This is a genomic window from Allobosea sp. RCC_152_1, assembly GCF_041360765.1.
GTDB lineage: Bacteria > Pseudomonadota > Alphaproteobacteria > Rhizobiales > Beijerinckiaceae > Allobosea > Allobosea spartocytisi.
Genome location: NZ_JBFUPU010000002.1, coordinates 1,048,884 through 1,062,451 on the forward strand (window position 1 = coordinate 1,048,884; position 13,568 = coordinate 1,062,451).

Consider the following 13,568-nt stretch of genomic DNA (forward strand, 5'->3'; position numbering starts at 1 on the left):
CCATGGGGCCTTGCGGCCTCGCAGTTTAGAAAACATCTAAACTACTGATATTACTGCCATATTTGCCTTGCCGGCATCGCAATGTCAATCGCGCGGTTTGCGACATTCCGCTGCAGCACCGCTCCGTCCACCGCCATCCGCGGCTGCAATCCGCCTAGATGAGCTCGAAAATTCCGGTCAGAACCGCGCGCGCCAGCACCCATCCCGCCATCCCCGATGCCAGCTCGGGAAGCATCACGTCATCGAGAGCGGGCAGGACTCGTGCCAGGGCGAAGAGCTGGAAGACATAGCGGTGCGGGCCATGGCCGCGGATCGGCCGCGGCCCCTCATAGCCGATGCGGCCGAGCGAACCCGGCAGGAAGGCGATCTGCGGATTCGTCTCGGGCCGGAGCATGCCCTCCTCCACGCCTTCGCTGTCGACGGCGATGTCCGTCGCGACGAGATGCGTCACCGGCCGCGGCAGCGGTGCGTCCGGATCCTGCATGACGAGGACGAGTTCCACCGTCTCGGCCGGGACGCCGCTCCAGGCCAGCGGCGGCGACACATTCTCGCCGACCCCGCGCCCGGCATATCGGCTCGGGATATCGCCGCCCTCGGCAAAGGCCGGGCTGGTCAGCTGCATCGTCCCGGCCGCGACGGCAAGGCGCGGATCGTTGCAAAGCAGGTCCGCGTCATGGCCCCGGATAGGCCGCAGCAGGCGGCCGAAGACGCGTTCGAAACTGGGGATCATGACGGAAACGATTCCAGGAGGTCCAGCGGGCGGGATCGCAGGCTCAGTGCCCGCCGCCCGCGCCGGTCGGTGCCGGTTTCGGCTTGCTGAGGAACAGCGACAACACCACGAGGCAGGCGAAGATCGCCGTCAGCCCGAGGAAGACGTCGCCGAACGCCATGATCAGCGCCTGCTTGTGGGCACGCTGGTTGAGCAGGGCCAGAGCCATCGTATTGGCGGCATCGCCGAAGTCGCCGAAGCGCTGCGCCGTGTTCGCCAGTGCCTCTTCGGCGACCTGCCGCCCGGCCGCGACCCATTCGTGCAGCCGGGTGATGTGCACGTCGGTGCGCGTGTTCAGCATGGTGTTGATGACGGCGAGCCCGACCGCGCCGCCGAGATTGCGGGTCAGGTTGTAGAGCCCGGAGGCGTTCTTGAGCTGCTGCGGCGGCAAGGTGCCGAGCGCGACGTTGTTGATCGGCACCATGCACAGCATCAGCCCGCAGCCGCGCAGGATCTGCGGCAGCAGCAGCTCGTAGAAGTCCCAATCCGCGGTGATGTGCGAAACGATCCAGGTTCCGAGGGCGAAGGCGCTGAACCCGATGATCATCATGATGCGCGGATCGAGCTTGGCCGAGAGCCGGCCGGCGATCGGCGCCGTCAGGAACATGGCCAGTCCCGTGACGAACATGGTTTCGCCGATCATCAGCGCGTCATAGCCGCGGATGCGCCCGAGATAGACCGGGTAGAGATAGGTCAGCCCGTAAAGGCCGATGCCCATGCAGAAGGAGAACAGCGAGCCGAAGGCGAAGTTGCGGTTCCGGAAGGCATAGAGATCGACCAGGGGATCGTCGCGCGTCAGCGCACGCCAGAAGAACAGCACCGCGCCGAAGACCATGACCACCGAGAAGAAGACGATCTCGTGGCTCTCGAACCAGTCGAGCCGCGTGCCTTCCTCGAGCACATATTCGAGGCTGCCGAGGAAGGCGGCCATGCCGGCGAGGCCCAGCCAGTCGAAGCGCTTCAGCAGGCCGCGATCCGGCTTGTCGAAGTCGATCAGCGTCCAGGCCGCGATGGTGACGGCGATGCCGGGGACGACATTGACGAGGAACAGCCAGTGCCAGGAGAAGGCATGGCTGAGATAGCCGCCGACGGTCGGCCCGATGGTCGGCGCCAGCGTCGCCACGAGGCCGATGATCGGCGAGACGATCGGCCGCTTGGAGGGCGGGAAGATCGTGAAGGCGGCCGCGAAGACGCCGGGGATCATGCCGCCGCCGATGAAGCCCTGCACGGCGCGCCACAGGATCATCTCGTTGATCGAGGAGGCCTGGGCGCAGAGCACGCTGGAGATCGTGAAGCCGGCGGCCGCGATGGAGAAGAACACCCGCGTCGACAGGGCGCGGCTGAGATAGCCCGAGAGCGGGATCATGATCACTTCCGCGATCAGATAGGCCGTCTGCACCCAGGCGATCTCATCCGAGGACGCCGAGAGTCCGGCCTGGATCTCCGCCAGCGAGGCCGAGACGATCTGGATGTCCAGGATCGCCATGAACATGCCGAAGACCATCGCGATGAAGGCGAAGATCCGGCGTAGCGGGATGGCGTCCGAGGCCGGCGGGGCACCCGCCGGCGCGTTCAGGGTCGCGGTGGCCATGACGGCCTCCTTGCAGCGTCAGCGCTGGCCGGCGGGACGCGGATCGATGGACACGATGACCGACATGCCGGGGCGCAGCACATGCTTGCCCGTCGATTCCCGGTCGAGCGCGATGCGCACCGGCACGCGCTGGACGACCTTGGTGAAATTGCCGGTCGCGTTGTCGGGCGGCAGCAGCGTGAAGACCGAGCCCGTGCCGCCGGCGATGCCGCTGACCGTGCCGTGGAAGACCTGCCCCGGCAGCGCATCGACCGTGACGCTCGCCTTGTCGCCGATCTTCAGCGGACCGATCTGGGTCTCCTTGAAGTTGGCGTCGACATAGACCTGATCGAGCGGGACGATCGACATCAGCCGCTTGCCGGCGCCGACGAGGTCGCCGAGCTGGACATTGGTGTTGGCGACGAGGCCGTCGATCGGCGCGTCGATCTTCATGAAGGTCAGGTCGCGGGCGGCCTTGTCCTCGGCCACCTTGAGCTCGTCGATCTGCCTTGCGGCCTCGACGCGCTGCGCCTCCAGCACCTTGATGTTCGCTTCCGCGGCGGTGACGCCGGCATTGGCGCTGACCAGCGCCGCCTGGGCCTGGTCGCGCGCCGCCGTCGCGGCATCGAGCGTCGCCTGCGAGCCATAGGACTTGGCCGCGAGGCTCTTGGCGCGATCGAAATCGGCCGCCGTGCGGGTCACGCCGGCCTGGGCCGAGTTCTGCTGCGCCTTGGCCTGCAGCAGGCTGGCGCGGCCGGCCTCGATCTGGCTGTCGATGCGCCCGAGCGTGGCCTGCGCGGTCGCCGTCTTCGCCTGCGCGGCGGCGAGCGCGATGCGCTGGTCGCCGTCATCGAGCGTGACGAGCGACTGCCCGGCCTTCACTTCCTGGTTCTGCAGCACCGAAACCTTGGCGACATTGGCCGAGAGCTTGGCCGACACCGTCGCCATCTCCGCGCCGACATAGGCGTCGTCGGTGGAGACGATGAAGCGGCCGTTGCGCCACCAGTCGATGCCGTACCAGAGGCCGGCACCGAGTACGACGCCGGCGAGCAGGATCAGCCCGGCGCGGCGGACGGTATTGCGCTTCGAAGCCGGCTGCGCGGCCTCGACAGGAGCGGCCGGTGCGGTTTCGACGGGCTGGCGCGCCTCGGTGGGCTGTGCCGTCTCCAGGGCCGGGTCGACCAGCTTGAGGCGGTCCCGGCGCTGTTCTGTGATCTCGGCGGACATGAGCTATCCTGATGAGAACAATTCGAACCGATTGGTTCGATTGCGGTTGAAATAGCGCCAGTGATGATGCATATCAAGTGAAATCGAACTGATTGGTTCGATTATTTTTGCAAAGCAGCATTGCATGGCCGGACCGCCCGGCGGAGAAGCATGGCAGAGAACTCCAAGCCGGAGGTTAAGGTGGACCGGCGCAATCGACGCGTTGCCGGGACCGACCCCGAGAAGCGGCGCCAGATTCTCGACGGCGCCTATCAGGTCTTCACGGCCCGTGGCTTCGACGCCGCCAGCATGAGCGACATCGCCATCGCCGCCAATGTCTCGAAGGGCACGCTCTATGTCTATTTCGAGGACAAGGAACATCTCTTCGTCGCGCTGATCGAGCGCGAGCGCGAGGCCCAGAAGCGTGGCGCCATCGCGGCCCTGAACGAGGATCCAGAGCCGGCGCGCGCGCTGCAGAATTTCGGCCAATGCCTCGTGCGCATGATCAACCAGGAATTCGCGGTCAGCGCCCATCGCATCGTTATCGGCGTCGCCGAGCGGATGCCGGATCTCGGTCGGGAATTCTACGAGAACGGTCCCCTAACGGGCGCGAACATGATCGCGCGATATCTCGACCGCATGGTCGGCGAGGGCAAGCTCGACATCGAGGATACCCAACTTGCCGCGATGCAGTTCCTTGATCTCTGCCAGTCGACCCTGACGCGGCCGCGTCTGTTCAACGCCATCCAGACGCCCCCGAGCGACGAGGAGGTGCACCGCATCGTCAGTGAGGCGGTCACGATGTTCATGGCGCGTTACGCCCGCGCGGCCAGCGCACAGCCTGCCGCGCGCCGGCCGTTACGCTCTATTTGAGGCCCTTCAGGCTGTCGATGATCGAGGCGAGCTCCTTGAGGTTCTCCTTCTCGCCTTCGGGAGAGGCCCAGTAGGTCACGACGAGGCCCTTGGTCTCGGTGACCTGCAGCAGGGTCAGGCTGACATGGGTGGGACCGTCTTCGTCCTTGCCGGTCCACTGCACCTGGACGCCTTCCATGCCATTGTTGGAGAACGGCTTCTTCTCTTGCGTCGCGGGATCGACGACGACGCCCTTGCTCTTCAGCCAGGTGACCGCTTCGGCGATGGCCTGTGCGGCGTCCTTCAGCTCCGTCACCTCGACCGAGACGTAGACCGCCTCGTCGTCGGACGTCGATTCGACACCCTTGTCGATCTCTGTGGATTCCCAATCGTCCGGCATCGTGATGACCGCGACGGGATTGGGATCGGGGATCGAATAGGTCTTGGCGCTCGCAAGCCCCGGCAGCAGGAGGAGGCTCGCGGCGAGAACCGCGCGTGCGAGATGCATCGGCATAGGGGGATCCTGGCAAAAAAGGGCGCCGGTTGGCGTAACGTCACCCTACAGCAACTCGGCCGCAATGCCATTCCTCCAAAGGCGGAGCGGCCGCCCTATCGCGAGCCTTGGTTACCAGCCGTGACCTGCCGCGCCCGAATCCGCTCGCGATGGGCGGTGTAGAGGCCCGAGCCCGCGATGACAGCAGCCCCAACCCAGGTCCACAGGTCCGGCAACGCCGCGAACAACAGGAAGCCGAAGAGCGCGGCCCAGAAGAGCTGGATATAGGAGAAGGGTGCGAGCAGCGAGGCCGCCGCATAGCGGAAGGCGACGATCACCAGCCAGTGCCCCGCCGTCGAGACGGCGCCGATAAAGAGGCCGACCAGCGCGATCGTCCAATTCGGCTCGACCCAGTGCACCGGGAGCAGCAGGCTCGAGACGATCGCACCGAACACGGTCGAATAGGTGATCGTCGCGATCGGATTCTCGGTTCCGCTCATCATCCTCGTCACGATGAGGGCAAACGCCCAGCTCAGCGACGAGACCACCGGCAGCAGCGAGGCGAGCTGGAAGCCGCTGCCGCCCGGCCTGACCACGATCAGCACGCCGATCAACCCGACGATCGTGGCGAGCCAGCGCCGCCAGCCGACGCTTTCGCCGAGCAGCGGGATCGATAGGGCGGTGACGAAGAGCGGCGCGACGAAGCTGGTTGCCGTCGCATCGGCGATCTTGAGGTATTTCAGGGACGAGACGAAGAAGATCGACGAGCCGATCAGCCCGATCCCGCGCAGCAATTGCAGGCCCGGCCGGCGCGTCCGCAACGAGATCTTGCCGCGCTGGAAGCCGATGATCGCGAGCAAGATGAGCGCCGAGGTGGCGTAACGCAGCCAGACGATATGCAGCGCCGGCACGCTCGCCGCGAGATATTTCGAGGCCGCATCGCCGGCCGACAGGAAGACCGTCGCCAGCAGCATGATGCCGATGCCGAGCAGGGCATTGTCGTGCCGCAGCGATCCGGCTGAGGTCGGATGCGCGGTTTCGGAAGCAGGTCCGGGCGGAATGGGGCTGGGCACAGGGCGGAAAATCGCGAGGGGAACCATAGTCTAATCGATTTGAGAGCCGCGTCGCTGCGCAAAGATCACAGGCGCCTTATGCAGTGTCGGTTTCAGACGCCGGTCCTCGATCGGCAGCGACATCACCGTCATTCCGGACAAGCCGCGAAGCGGCACCGATCCGGAATCCATCGTAAAGTTCCGTGCTCTACGATGGATTCCGGGTCTCCCTTCGGTCGCCCGGAATGACGATTGGCAGCAAAAAGGCGGGCCGAAGCCCGCCTTGGAAACCACCCGAAGAACGCGGCCGCGCCGGTCAGGCCGCCTGCTTGCGCGGCTGGATCAGCTTGCGGTTGACCAGCACCTCGGCGATCTGGATCGCGTTCAGCGCCGCGCCCTTGCGCAGATTGTCGGAGACGCACCAGAAGGCGAGGCCGTTCTCGACGGTCGCATCCTCGCGGATGCGCGAGATATAGGTCGCATCCTCGCCGGCCGCCTCATGCGGGGTGATGTAGCCGCCGGGCTCGTGCTTGTCGATGACGAGGATGCCCGGCGCCGTGCGCAGCACCTCGCGCGCCTCGTCGACGGTGACCGGCTTCTCGCATTCGATGTTGACGCTCTCGGAATGGCCGATGAAGACCGGCACGCGCACGCAGGTCGCGGTCAGCTTGATCTTCGGGTCGAGGATCTTCTTGGTCTCGACCATCATCTTCCACTCTTCCTTGGTGAAGCCGTCCTCCATGAAGACGTCGATCTGCGGGATGAGGTTGAAGGAGATGCGCTTGGGGAACTTCTTGGTGAGGACCTCGCCGGCCGAGAACACCGCGCGGGTCTGGTTGAAGAGCTCGTCCATGCCCTCCTTGCCGGCCCCGGACACCGACTGGTAGGTCGAGACGACCACGCGCTTGACGCCGAACTTGTCATGCAGCGGCTTCAGCGCCACGACGAGTTGCGCGGTCGAGCAGTTCGGGTTCGCGATGATGTTCATCTTGGTGAAGCCGGCTGCTGCGGCGGCGTTCACTTCCGGCACGATCAGCGGCACATCCGGATGCATGCGCCAGGCGGAGGAGTTGTCGATCACCACCGCGCCCTGCGCACCGATCTTCGGCGACCATTCCTTGGAAACGTCGCCGCCGGCCGACATCAGGCAGATATCCGTGTCGGAGAAGTCGTAATGCTCCAGCGCCCGGCACTTCAGCGTCTTGTCGCCGAAGGAGACCTCGGTGCCGATGGAGCGGGATGAGGCCAGCGCCACCACCTCGCCGACGGGAAAAGCGCGCTCGGCCAGGATGTCCAGCATCTCGCGGCCCACATTGCCGGTAGCCCCGACCACTGCGACCTTGAAGCTCATTGATATGATCCTTTGCGGATAGATCGGTTCGGATCTCCCTTTGGGAGCCGACCCGCCCGGTCTTCGGGCTGGTTCGGCGATCTGCCCCCGCCGGGGGGAGATGGACCCGGAACCGAGGCGAAGCGTCAGCGCGACGTACCGGCTTTCCCGGTCGTCGTTTTGGTCGTGTGTTTCGTCGTCAGGCCGACAGTCACGGAACCAATCCCAAAGGGCTGCAAACTTCGCAGGCGGCGCGAGGATGCGCCGAGACCCGTGAGAACACCCGTTGCGTCGAAAAGTCAATCTCCCTCCCACTCCTGCCCGGTTCGGCCGCCCGCCCGTTAACCCTGCTTCTTGACCGCCTGTTCACGCTGCCGGTCGATTCCGCCCGCTCGGTAACCGCCGGGCGACTCCCCACGGGCAAGCTCGGCACGGGCTGGGATGGTGCAGGGGCGGCGATGCCGCGCGGGAGTGACGGGTTGCGTCTGGTTTCAAGCATGGCGGAAAAGGCGGTCCGGGAGGGGCTCGCGCGGATGCGGCCCGGTCTCGCGACGGCGCGCGATTGGGCTCACATGCTCGCGGCACGTCTCAAGAGTCTCGATCTCGTTCCCGGTCTGATCAGCGCCGCCGATCACGGCGAGCGCTTCGCTCGTGCCTTCTGGCAAGGCATGCGCCGCCTCGCGCCACGCCGCGGCCTCGGCTTCGCCGGCGCCCTGCTCTGGCGCAGTGCTGCCGCGCTGGCCGGCCTCGGCCTGACAGCCGCGCTCATCACCGGCCTGTCGGCCAAGGATGAGGACCAGCCCCAACTTGCCAGCCTCACGATCGATCGGACGCCTTCTGAGCTGTCGCGCCCGGCCGCGACCCGTTCCGACCGCCCCGGCCCCGCGAACTGGATGGCGATTCCGCGGCCGATCGCGATGTTCCACCTCAGCTCCCCTGAGCTCGGGCGTGCGACGCCGGCCTATGAGGCCCAGCGCACGGAGGATGGGCGCCGCGAGGATGTCATGACCTTCGCCGCCTTCGCGGAAGCCGGGCCGCATCTCGTCCTGCGCCTGCGCACCGGGCCGCTCGACATGGCCAGCACGCGACCCTTCACGATCGATCTCGTCCGCGAGGCCGCGCTGCGTTCCCTCTCGGTCGGGCGCAGCAGCGCGCCGGCTGCGATCCCGACACGCTTCGGCCCGCTCGAAACGGCCGACGTCCTCCTCGACGACGGCAATACCAGCCGTAATTGCCTCGCCTTCCGTTCCACCGGCGCCGAAACAGGCTTCGCGATGAGCGGCTGGTGGTGCGCTGGCGGCAAGCCGGCTGACCGGCGTCAGCTCACCTGCCTGATCGACCGCCTCGACCTCGCCAATGCCGCAGGCAACGAGGAACTGCGCCAGTCTTTCACGAAAAGCGAGCTCAAGCGCGACGCGGCCTGCGCAACGCCTTTCCTCGCCACGGCGGGCCGCAAGGCGTCCTGGCTCGACACCGACGGCTCCGTGCCGGCCCTGCGCGTGAAGACGGCGACGGCCGAACCGGCGAAAGCCACGCCGCCCGCGCGACCGGTCCGCCCAAAGGCCACGCGCCGGAAGCGTTGAATCCGCGCAGCGGCCGCCATGCTAACAATATTGTTAACAGGCAGGCGCTAGGCTTTGCTTCGTGTTCAGCATGCTTACATCGGGTGGGTAGCGCCACTCCCGGAGATCGCCGTCATGATGTCGTTCAAGCGCGTTGCCACTGCCCTCACCATCGCACTGGCGGCGTCGACCGTCATGGCGGGCATCGCCGAGGCCCAGAGCCGCCGCGAGCCGCTGCGCATCATCGTCCAGAAGCGCAGCTATTTCGACGCCGGGAACGTCGTGCCGGTCGGCTCGATGAACAACTATGCCAGCCAGCACTTCGCGGCGGCGCCGGTCTATGTGAACACCGGCTCGCTCTATGGCGAGAGCACCCTGCCCGGCCGTGTCGGCTCCGGCGCAAATCCCTTCGCCAATACGATCGAGACGCCCCGCTTCTGAGCGGACCAATCGTCGTGATGCTCGGGCTTGACCCGAACATCACCTGACCAGTGTCTTCTGGTTTCCGAGATGGTCGGGCCAAGCCCGACCATGACGCATTCCTGTCAGGGCAGCGCCTTGAGATAGCGCACCGGCCGCCCCGGCGCGGCCGCATTCGCCGCGTGCACGATCGCGTTCGCGTCGATGCCGAAATGCCGGTAGAGATCGGCGACCGTGCCGGTCTGGCCGAAATGCTCGACGCCGAGCGCCTTTTGCCGATGGCCATGCACGCTGCCGAGCCAGGCCAAAGTCGCCGGATGCCCGTCCAGCACCGAGACGATGCCGCAATCCCGCGACAGCTCTCCGAGCAGCCGCTCGATATGGCTTGTCGCCGCGTGGTTGCCGCGCTGGCGCGCCCGCTCCGCCGCCTGCCAGCCGGCATTGAGCCGATCGGCCGAGGTGATGGCGAGCAGGCCGACATCGCGCCGGTCCTCGCTGAGCAGCCCCACCGCCTCAATCGCCTCGGGTGCCACCGCACCGGTATAGGCGATGACGACCGAGGCGTTCGGACCGGGCTTACGCAGCCAGTAGGCGCCGTCGATGATCTCGCGCTCCAGCTCCGGCGTCATCGTCCGGCTCGGCTGCTCGACCTGTCGGGTCGAGAGCCTGAGATAGACCGAGCCGCCGGTCTCGTCGCGCAACCAGGTGCTCTCGTCCGGATCGCCCTCGCCATCGCGCTGCATGTAGTCGAAGGACCAGCGCATCATCACCGCGAGTTCGTCGACGAAGGCGGGCTCGAAGGCGCAGAGCCCGTCCTGGCTCATGCCGATCAATGGCGTCGCGATCGATTGATGCGCCCCGCCTTCCGGCGCCAGCGTCACGCCCGACGGCGTCGCCACCACCATGAAGCGCGCATCCTGGTAGCAGGCATAGTTCAGCGCATCGAGCCCGCGCGAGATGAAGGGATCGTAGAGCGTGCCGATCGGGATCAATCGCTCGCCGAAGATCGAATGCGACAGGCCGAGCGCCGACAGGTTGATGAACAGGTTCATCTCGGCGATGCCCAGCTCGATATGCTGGCCGCTCTGCGAGAATTCCCATTTCTGCATCGAGGGAATGCGCTCGTCCTTGAAGGTGTCCGCCATCGAGGCCTTGGCGAAGAGCCCGCGCCGGTTCACCCAGGGGCCGAGATTGGTCGAGACGGTGACGTCCGGCGCCGTCGTCACGATGCGGTCGGCAAGCGGGCCACCCGTCTTGGCGAGATCGTCGAGCACCTTGCCGAAGCCCATCTGGGTGGACATCGTGGCCTGGATGCCGGCCTCCAGCTTCTCCGGAACCGGCAGTTTCGCGGCCGAGAAGCGCCGCCGCCCCTGCGAGAAGAACGGCACCTTGTCGAGGAACGCCCGGATCTCGCTCTCGGGCAGGTCGAGCCCCTCGAACAAATCCCATTCATGGCCGGGGCGGATATCGTTGGCCTTGCGGAAGCCGTCGAGCTGCTCCTTGGTCATCAGCCCGGCATGATTGTCCTTGTGGCCAGCGAGCGGCAGGCCAAAGCCTTTCACCGTATAGGCGAGGAAGCAGACCGGCCTGTCATGGTCGATGCTCTCGAAGGCTTCCAACAGCGACGGCAGATCATGGCCGCCGAGATTGCACATCAGCTTCGAGAGCTCCGCGTCGGAACGCTTCTCGATCAGCTTCGTCACCGGCCCCTGATCGCCGAGATCGTCCATCAGCCGCTTGCGCCAGGCCGCACCGCCCTGGAAGGTCAGGGCTGAATAGAGCTGGTTCGGGCAGGAATCGATCCAGGCCTTCAGCCGCTCGCCGCCCTTCTCCTTGAAGGCCGCCTGCTGCAGCGAGCCGTATTTCAGCGTGACAACGTCCCAGCCGAAATTGCGGAACATCGTCTCGAAGCGGTCGTAGAGCCCCTCGCGGATGACGGCGTCGAGCGACTGGCGGTTGTAGTCGATGATCCACCAGGTGTTGCGCAACCCGTGCTTCCAGCCCTCCATCAGGGCCTCGAAGATGTTGCCCTCGTCGAGCTCGGCATCGCCGATCAGCGAGACCATGCGGCCTTCGGGGCGATCCTTCGCCCAGCCATGCGCCTTCACGTAATCCTGCGTCAGCGAGGAGAACAGCGTCTGCGCGACGCCGAGGCCGACCGATCCGGTCGAGAAATCGACGTCGTCGATGTCCTTGGTGCGGGACGGATAGCTCTGCGCGCCTTTGTAGCCGCGGAAATTCTCCAGCTTCTCGCGCGTCTGAAGCCCCATCAGATAGTTGATGGCGTGGAAGATCGGCGAGGCATGCGGCTTCACCGCGACCCGGTCCTGCGGGCGTAGCGCCGCCATGTAGAGCGCGGTCATGATCGTGGCGAGCGAAGCCGAGGAGGCCTGATGCCCACCGACCTTCATGCCGTCGCCGTTGTCGCGCAGATGATTGGCGTTGTGGATCGTCCATGAGGCCAGCCAGAGGATCTTCCTCTCCAGCTCGGCGAGAAACGGCAGGCGCGGATCGGTCGTCATGATTGGCTCGAACTCCCCAGAACTCCGATCATGCATCGAAGCCTCTGGCTAAGCGAACCAATTTTCAGCGACAGGCCCGCCCGACTTGGCGGATTCCGCCAATCGAGGCGGCATGAAAGCCGGAAGCTGCCAATCTGCTCCTGTGAGCCGAATGCCGGCTATCGATCGATCTGGGCGATGCGGTCGAGCGCCGCGGCAAAGCCGTTGAGCGACACATTGAAGGAAGCCGGCTCGCTGGTGGAGAGGTTGAGCGCCGCCACCGTCAGCGTCTTGCCCGTCTTCATCGCATCGGTCGCGACCGTCGGGAAGGAGATCGGCAGGAGGCAGCCCTGCGCCAGACAGGTCGAGAAGCGCAGGCCCTGACCCAGATTCTTGTCGTCGAGCCGCAGCACCGCGCCATTGTCGAGCTTCATGCCGAACGGCATCAGGATCGTGCCTTCCGCCCGGCCCTCGCGCGGCGTGCGCAATTCGATGGCGAAGACGCGCTGGCCTGTCTGGCTGTTGCCTTGCGACTGGCTGAGCACGCAGAGCCGCTGGCCGTTGAGGATGCGGCAATCGACCGTCCAGTCGCCATAGGTCTCGTTGATGGCGCTGGCGCCGTTGGGCAGCGTCGCGGCCTGCGTCGCGGGCTGCGTGACGGCTGGCGCCCCTTGCGCGGAAGGAGCCGGAGTGGCGGGCTTGGCCACCGGCCGTGCCGGCGCGGCTGGCCTGGGAGCCTGGCGCGGGACCGTAGGCGCCGCAGGCGCGGCAGAGGGCTCTTCCTGCGCTTGCAGCGGCCCGATGCCGAACCAAAGCGCCGAGATCAGAAGCGCTGCGGAGGAAACCAAGGTCAGGCGGCAAGAAAGATTCATGACGGCTCAGTTCAGCAAGAGGGCCTGGAACGACAGGTAGCAAGGCACCCGGGCAGCGTCAAAACCCGATGCACCACGCCCCCAACAAGATCTCGCCATGTGTCTTTTCGGCAAGGAAACTGAATTCGATCAAATCTAAACTTCAATCTCCAGATGCCAGCGGCGGCCGAAGAGAATGACGCTTGCGTTCGAAATCGGACCGATGAGCCATCGGCGGAATCCCGCGCCTATTCCGCGCTCTGCTGGATATGCTCCCCCACCAGCCGCCGCAGCGCCTCCGTGTCGCGCGCGGCCAGCGCCTCGACCATCGCCAGATGTTCGCGGTTCGACTGCTCGATGCGGCTGCGCTTCTGCCATTGCCCGGCCACGGCCGAGGAGATGCGCCCGCGCAGCTCCTTCACCAGCGCCGCCAGTTCGAGATTGCCGCACAGCCCGAGCAGATGCTCGTGGAAGGCGATGTTCGCATCGTGCAGGTCGATGGCCGTGCCGTTCAGCAGCAGCGCCTCGAAGTGCCGCGCCAGCCGCATCGCCTGCGCGATATCCTCTTCCCGCGCCCGCGCCACGATGCCGTCAACCGCGCTGGTTTCCAGGATGACCCGCACGGCCCGGATCTCCTGCGCCAGCCGCCCATCCGGCTTGAAGACGTGGTAGCCGCGATTGGGCAGATGCACGACCAGCCGCTTCTGCACCAGCCGGTCGAGCGCCCGGCGGACATCCATGCGCTTGGCTCCATGGCGTTCCTCGATGTCGATCTGCTTGAGCCATTGGCCGGGGGAAAGCGCACCGGACTGGATCTCCGCCGCGAGGAGATTCGCCAGGGCTTCGTGACGCTCCGCACGCGCCTTCGCGCTCTTGCCGCGATTCTTGCCGCGAACGGCCCCACCGCTCAGCTCGCTCTCAGACATCGTCGCCCCATGCACCGTTCGATCGGCCGCCCCGCA

The 13,568-nt window shown here is 66.1% G+C and carries 12 protein-coding genes; 3 read left to right on the forward strand and 9 right to left on the reverse strand.

Translation table 11 applies throughout. The features are described from left to right. Positions 1–154: 154 nt before the first annotated feature. Genes AB6806_RS11500 through AB6806_RS11510 form a run of 3 tightly spaced genes read right to left on the reverse strand, consistent with a single transcriptional unit; the run spans position 155 to position 3,566 of the window. Positions 155–730, reverse strand: a complete 576-nt coding sequence (locus tag AB6806_RS11500; protein WP_112763643.1) for a YbhB/YbcL family Raf kinase inhibitor-like protein — start codon at positions 728–730, stop codon at positions 155–157. 43 nt (positions 731–773) lie between these two features. Continuing rightward, positions 774–2,360, reverse strand: coding sequence for a DHA2 family efflux MFS transporter permease subunit (locus AB6806_RS11505; protein ID WP_133560647.1), 1,587 nt, complete (start codon positions 2,358–2,360; stop codon positions 774–776). Positions 2,361–2,378: 18 nt separating this feature from the next. Next, on the reverse strand, positions 2,379–3,566 hold the full coding sequence (locus AB6806_RS11510; protein ID WP_142022124.1) for an HlyD family secretion protein: 1,188 nt from the start codon (positions 3,564–3,566) through the stop codon (positions 2,379–2,381). Between the two features lie 150 nt (positions 3,567–3,716). Here AB6806_RS11510 and AB6806_RS11515 point away from each other — a divergent pair, with 150 nt between their 5' ends. Further along, positions 3,717–4,418, forward strand: a complete 702-nt coding sequence (locus tag AB6806_RS11515; RefSeq protein WP_142022125.1) for a TetR/AcrR family transcriptional regulator — start codon at positions 3,717–3,719, stop codon at positions 4,416–4,418. On the opposite strand, the gene AB6806_RS11520 is transcribed toward AB6806_RS11515, so the two are convergent. From AB6806_RS11520 to AB6806_RS11530, 3 genes are all read right to left on the reverse strand, one after another. Then, positions 4,411–4,911 (reverse strand): hypothetical protein, encoded by a 501-nt coding sequence (locus AB6806_RS11520; RefSeq protein WP_038363530.1) that lies wholly within the window; start codon positions 4,909–4,911, stop codon positions 4,411–4,413. The two genes, AB6806_RS11515 and AB6806_RS11520, sit on opposite strands and share 8 nt — an antisense overlap. A 95-nt stretch (positions 4,912–5,006) precedes the next feature. Then, positions 5,007–5,963: a DMT family transporter gene (locus tag AB6806_RS11525; RefSeq protein WP_370954634.1), complete on the reverse strand. Its 957-nt coding sequence runs from the start codon at positions 5,961–5,963 to the stop codon at positions 5,007–5,009. Between the two features lie 295 nt (positions 5,964–6,258). Then, a complete protein-coding gene (locus AB6806_RS11530) occupies positions 6,259–7,293 on the reverse strand; it encodes an aspartate-semialdehyde dehydrogenase (RefSeq protein ID WP_112763648.1) in 1,035 nt (344 codons plus the stop codon). Positions 7,294–7,751: 458 nt separating this feature from the next. Here AB6806_RS11530 and AB6806_RS11535 point away from each other — a divergent pair, with 458 nt between their 5' ends. Together AB6806_RS11535 and AB6806_RS11540 are read left to right on the forward strand one after the other, a co-directional pair. Then, positions 7,752–8,855: a hypothetical protein gene (locus AB6806_RS11535; protein ID WP_142022126.1), complete on the forward strand. Its 1,104-nt coding sequence runs from the start codon at positions 7,752–7,754 to the stop codon at positions 8,853–8,855. Between the two features lie 114 nt (positions 8,856–8,969). After that, positions 8,970–9,275, forward strand: coding sequence for a hypothetical protein (locus AB6806_RS11540; protein WP_038363524.1), 306 nt, complete (start codon positions 8,970–8,972; stop codon positions 9,273–9,275). A 104-nt stretch (positions 9,276–9,379) separates the two neighbouring features. On the opposite strand, the gene AB6806_RS11545 is transcribed toward AB6806_RS11540, so the two are convergent. The 3 genes from AB6806_RS11545 to AB6806_RS11555 all read right to left on the reverse strand — a co-directional run bounded on the left by AB6806_RS11545 (position 9,380) and on the right by AB6806_RS11555 (position 13,532). Beyond that, complete coding sequence (locus AB6806_RS11545) at positions 9,380–11,776, reverse strand: transketolase-like TK C-terminal-containing protein (protein WP_142022127.1); 2,397 nt, start codon at positions 11,774–11,776, stop codon at positions 9,380–9,382. Positions 11,777–11,934: 158 nt separating this feature from the next. Then, positions 11,935–12,627: an invasion associated locus B family protein gene (locus AB6806_RS11550; protein ID WP_112763651.1), complete on the reverse strand. Its 693-nt coding sequence runs from the start codon at positions 12,625–12,627 to the stop codon at positions 11,935–11,937. 227 nt (positions 12,628–12,854) lie between these two features. Further along, entirely contained in the window at positions 12,855–13,532 is a 678-nt protein-coding gene (locus AB6806_RS11555) for a GntR family transcriptional regulator (RefSeq protein WP_081925417.1), read from the reverse strand. Positions 13,533–13,568 lie beyond the last annotated feature (36 nt).